General features: G+C 50.4%; 6 protein-coding genes and 1 pseudogene. 4 read left to right on the forward strand and 3 right to left on the reverse strand.

Annotation, left to right across the window (positions count from 1 at the left end; genetic code table 11):
* Positions 1–116: 116 nt before the first annotated feature.
* From M988_RS23405 to M988_RS22945, 3 genes and pseudogenes are all read left to right on the forward strand, one after another.
* Positions 117–263, forward strand: a pseudogene (locus tag M988_RS23405) (hypothetical protein); the annotation flags it as partial.
* Between the two features lie 370 nt (positions 264–633).
* On the forward strand, positions 634–1,131 hold the full coding sequence (locus M988_RS22940) for an MbeB family mobilization protein (protein ID WP_156518208.1): 498 nt from the start codon (positions 634–636) through the stop codon (positions 1,129–1,131).
* Positions 1,132–1,137: 6 nt separating this feature from the next.
* Entirely contained in the window at positions 1,138–1,353 is a 216-nt protein-coding gene (locus M988_RS22945; RefSeq protein ID WP_000137421.1) for an MbeD family mobilization/exclusion protein, read from the forward strand.
* Positions 1,354–2,015: 662 nt separating this feature from the next.
* Here M988_RS22945 and M988_RS22105 read toward each other — a convergent pair.
* The 3 genes from M988_RS22105 to M988_RS23215 all read right to left on the reverse strand — a co-directional run bounded on the left by M988_RS22105 (position 2,016) and on the right by M988_RS23215 (position 4,041).
* On the reverse strand, positions 2,016–2,774 hold the full coding sequence (locus M988_RS22105) for a PmeII family type II restriction endonuclease (protein WP_064576135.1): 759 nt from the start codon (positions 2,772–2,774) through the stop codon (positions 2,016–2,018).
* A complete protein-coding gene (locus tag M988_RS22110; protein ID WP_064576146.1) occupies positions 2,767–3,633 on the reverse strand; it encodes a DNA-methyltransferase in 867 nt (288 codons plus the stop codon). Before M988_RS22110 ends, M988_RS22105 begins: the two co-directional genes overlap by 8 nt.
* A 261-nt stretch (positions 3,634–3,894) precedes the next feature.
* Positions 3,895–4,041, reverse strand: a complete 147-nt coding sequence (locus M988_RS23215; protein WP_074388478.1) for a replication initiation protein — start codon at positions 4,039–4,041, stop codon at positions 3,895–3,897.
* Between the two features lie 640 nt (positions 4,042–4,681).
* Here M988_RS23215 and M988_RS22115 point away from each other — a divergent pair.
* Positions 4,682–5,005: a MobC family plasmid mobilization relaxosome protein gene (locus M988_RS22115; protein ID WP_211271696.1), complete on the forward strand. Its 324-nt coding sequence runs from the start codon at positions 4,682–4,684 to the stop codon at positions 5,003–5,005.
* Positions 5,006–5,049: the final 44 nt, after the last annotated feature.

Raw genomic sequence — 5,049 nt, forward strand, 5'->3', positions numbered from 1 at the left:
ATCTGCTGGGGAAAGACCGGCAGCGCGATGGCGCCAGCGTTCTGCAGGGGAAGCCGGAGGAAGTTCGGGAGCTTATCGACGCCTCGCCCTACGCCAAAAAGTACACATCCGGCGTTTTGTCCTTTGCCGAAAAGGATTTACCGCCCGGCCAGCGCGAAAAGCTGATGGCGAGCTTTGAGCGGGTTCTGATGCCCGGACTCGATAAAGACCAGTACAGCGTGCTGTGGGTTGAGCACCAGGACAAGGGGCGGCTGGAGCTGAACTTCCTGATCCCGAACACGGAGCTGCTCACAGGCAAACGGCTACAGCCGTATTATGACCGCGCCGATCGTCCGCGCATTGATGCCTGGCAGACCATAGTGAACGGCAGGCTGGGGCTGCACGACCCGAACGCGCCGGAAAACCGGCGGGCGCTGGTCTCGCCGTCCGCGCTGCCGAAGGCGAAACTGGACGCCGCTCAGACGATTACACGGGGGTTACTGGCCTTAGCCTCGTCCGTGGAGCTGAAAACCCGGCAGGACGTCACTGAGGCGCTGGAAAGCGCGGGTTTTGAGGTGGTGCGCACCACGAAAAGCAGCATCAGCATTGCCGACCCGGACGGGGGGCGAAACATCCGACTGAAGGGAGCCATCTATGAACAGTCTTTTAACGCTGGCGAAGGACTTCGAGCAGAAATCGAAAGCGCAGCAGCAGAGTACCGGCGAGATGCTGAAAGCCGCATTCAGCGAGCACGAGAAGTCTGTCAGAGCGGAACTGAGCGAAAGCGAGAAGAGAATCAGCGCCGCCATCCTCGACCACGACCGGAAGCTTTCCTCAGCCATGAGCCAGCGCACGAAAGGGATGCTGCGCATGGTCAGCCAGACGTGGCTGACCATCGTCCTGGTCTCCGCGCTGCTGATCGCATCGAGCGCTGGCATTCTGTGGTGGCAGGGGCAGCAGATACTCGACAACTACACGAGCATCCGGGAGCAGAAAGACGCGCTGGAGAAGCTGAACGCCCGGACGTGGGGCGTGAGGTATCAGGAAGACAACCAGGGGCGCTTTCTGGTCCTGCCGGAGGGCGTGAAAGCGGATACGAACTGGACGTTCGACAACGGCACGAAGATCGGCATCAGACTGGTACGGGAGTAGAGCAGCATGACGGAGCTGGAAAAACAGTTGCTGAGCGCATTAGAGCAGCTACAGCAGGACTACTCGAAAAGGCTGGACGAATGGGAGAACGCCTTCGCGGAATGGCGGACGATGTCTGGTCTTATGCAACGGGAGAACGCGGCGCTGAGCGAGCGCGTCACGGGCTTGAGCAGGCAGGTGCAGAGTTTGAGCGAGCAGCTGCGCCGGTTGTCGCAAGGCTGAACGGCATCGAGGCGTACCGGGAGCAGGAGCGGGCTGCGCAGCATCAGAAAACGCTGGAGCTGGAGAGATCGCAGCGACAGCGGACGTACAACGGACCGTCGTTGTAACAAACCGGATAAAACGGGGCTTTCGGCGGAGATCTGCGCCGAAAACCGGTGCCATTCACCCGGCTGCATGGCTATGCATTCGGGTGAAATTTATCAGGCGCAGGCGGCGCAGTTTTCCGGGGGCTTTGCTGCCGGTTTTACCCGGCAGACACCGTATTCGCGCCGAACCCGTCAGGGGCGGTGCGGCCAAGAGATGTTATGGTAAATGCAGATTTTACTATCGAAAAAAAAAACCGCCCAGAAGGGCGGTTTTTTGCTAAGGAGTGTTCGTTATTAGAGTCTGTCTTTGTGCGAAACCGCCACCATTAGCATTTACATTTGTGACGATATTTTTATCGGTTCGTGTGTGTAGCTGCACTGTGATATTGAAGCCTGAACTAGCATGGAAATCACAAATGTAAGCTTCAGTATTAGGTGCCCAGATTGCACTGGTATCTTCTCTACGAAGCCTTACACCAAAGTTGTTAGATGCGTGATTCCGGCATCCATTAATGATGCATGTTGACATGGAGTGTCCTTGTTTTTATTGAGGTATCACCCCTTTATACCCTTCTGTTAGTTACTATGGTAGTTTGATTTTGATCCTGAGTTTCTAGCTACAAATAGTGCCCAATTTATTGAGCCATCACTGTTGCAATACTCTGATATAAACTCAGCTGTAAAAAGATTTAGTTTTGCGTTTGTTAACTCTATAAGGTCTTTATTTTTTTCATCAGCCAGTTTTCCAATAGGTTCAATTATATCGCTGTATAATTCTGCATTTCCGTTAGATATAAATGTCCAGAAGTCTTGACCGCACAATTTTATGTGGGTTCCCTTTTCCGGATTTGCATCATATCCATAGCAACACCCTTCAATGCAACTTATTGATTTTGAATTGATTCCACCAGATGTGCCTAGTACCTTTTTGGCTTTGATGAAGTTATCCTTCATTTTCTTTATTTGTGATGAGTTTCCCCAATTTGGGCCAGACTTGATGCTAATTAGGTATTTTGTTCTTTCACTTTCAAATTCAAGATCTATGCCTACGGCACTGGATTTTCTTCCACCAAATGCTTGCGAACATGTGAATATGGCAACTTTCTCCATAAAGTTACCAAAAATAGTCTCCTCTCCAGATGAGACTGTTGCATCCATGATTGATTTTATTAGATCACTTGCAGACGTTAGTCCTTTAGCCTTAAATAAATATGGATTTTTTCTTTTTGTAATGTCTGATAATTTTATTTTTCTTATCTTATCTTGTTTTTTTTCATGAAACTCTTCATCAATGCAAGATTCTATAAACTCTGAAACAATCCGTGATTCAATCATCTGTGTACCGGTAATTTTTAGCGTTTATTTTTTGTAAACCTACTCGGTTTGCCGTTATCTCGCAATATTCATCTAGTATTTCAATGCCTACAGCGTTTCTTTTCATTGCTTTAGCAACTTTCAATGTGGTTCCAGAGCCGGAAAATGGATCTAGAACGGTATCGCCTTCAGTAGTGAAAAGTTTGATGAACCATTCTGGCAAGCTTTCGGGGAAAGCTGCGCTGTGACTGCGATTACCACATTCTGTAGCCATGTGTAGCACGTTGGTTGGGTATGCTAGATCTCTAGTGACCCAGTTCTCTATTTTTTTACCGAAACCGCTTCCAACTTTTGATTCATCCCTTTTTTTATCTGTATCACTTATGTTTTTAAGGCGGGAGTTTTTCCAGTCGCCCATAGGAACCATTACTTCCTCTTGGTACATATTGAATTTTTTGCTTTTCGTAAAATGGATGCATCTTTCCCAAGAGTCTCTAAAGCGGTTTGGCCACTTTCCTGGGTAACTGTTTTTTTTGTGCCATATGTATTCTTCTGTCCATAACCATCCTAATTTTCTCATCATTAAAATTAGTTCTATTACATATGTATGGCGCTCTCCATTAATTGCCCTTTCTTTTATATTGAGAACAAATGATCCAGATGATTTTGTCACTCTGAGTAGCTCATTTGCTATTGGGGTGAACCACTCTACATATTTGTCTGCACTTATCCCACCATAGGTGTTTTTCCGTTGGTCTGCATAAGGTGGTGATGTAACGATCAGATCTATGGAATCGCTTGAAAGTCTCTTCAATGCGATTAAACAATCATCATTGATTAGTTCTATCGTCTGTTTTTTTTCTTTAAATTCATGTTTCATCAGCATTTTATTGGCCGCGTTCGTTTTTCGTTATCAGGATATTACCTCCTTTTGTTTTGGAGGTCCAGTCTTGCTGATGGTTGTTGACCAAAGAGTAAGATGCGACGTAATATCCACGTCTGAAACGAAAAAACCGCCTGGGGAGGCGGTTTTTTCGAGGGTTCAGTAAGTTGGGGAACTTCTGAACCGTGGTAACAGGGTGTACAAGACCGCTGAAACCAAATTCTGTCCTTTCAGTTTAGCCGTAGTTGGGCTGAGACTTCAAGAACTCTGCATCAGTAATCTCTTGTACACCCTCTTACTATTGGCTGCTGCCAGTGGCGCTTTTGTGTGTCTTTCCGGGTTGGACTCAAGACGATAGTTACCGGATAAGGCGCAGCGGTCGGACTGAACGGGGGGTTCGTGCATACAGTCCAGCTTGGAGCGAACTGCCTACCCGGAACTGAGTGTCAGGCGTGGAATGAGAAAACGCGGCCATAACAGCGGAATGACACCGGTAAACCGAAAGGCAGGAACAGGAGAGCGCACGAGGGAGCTACCAGGGGGAAACGCCTGGGATCTTTATAGTCCTGTCGGGTTTCGCCGCCACTGATTTGAGCGTCAGATTTCGTGATGCTTGTCAGGGGGGCGGAGCCTATGGAAAAACGGCAACGCCGCATCCTTTTTCCGGCCCTTCCTGACGTGAGCGCTATTTCTTTCTCTCGCCATTCGTGAGCAGGTAACGCCCGCCACAGTCTCACGGCCGGAGCGCAGCGACCGAGTGAGCGAGGAGGCGTCATTTCACTGCCAACTGCATTTTGCACTTACGCCCGGCATCCGCATTTTTCCCCTGCCACATGAAGCACTTTCCTGAATTCCCACTTCGATTTATCATATTAAGCCAGTATACACTCCGCTAGCGCTACGTCACTGGTTCAGGGCTGCGCCCCGAAACCCGCTAAAACCACTGACGCGCCTGCGGCTTGTCCAACACCGCGCCGTCCGGGAAAGAATTTCCCGCCCGTCCCGGCGTTATCAGGAGGCCGGATTGACAGACAAACGCAGCAAAATGCTCACCATGTGGGTAACGGAAGATGAGCACCGGCGTCTGCTCGAGCGCTGCGACAGTAAGCAACTCGCGGCCTGGATGCGCCAGACGTGCCTGGACGAGAAGCCGGCTCGCGCCGGCAAACTTCCGTCGATCTCGCCGGTGCTGCTTCGGCAGCTCGCCGGTATGGGTAACAACCTCAACCAGATTGCCCGCCAGGTTAATGCCGGTGGGGGTACCGGGCATGATCGCGTGCAGATTGTCGCCGCGCTGATGGCCATCGATGCCGGACTCGAGCGGCTGCGGCACGCCGTGCTGGAAAAGGGGACAGACGATGATCGTTAAGTTTCACCCGCGAGGACGCGGCGGTGGCGCCGGTCCGGTGGATT

It is taken from the genome of Hafnia paralvei ATCC 29927 (assembly GCF_001655005.1).
Taxonomy (GTDB): Bacteria; Pseudomonadota; Gammaproteobacteria; order Enterobacterales; family Enterobacteriaceae; genus Hafnia; species Hafnia paralvei.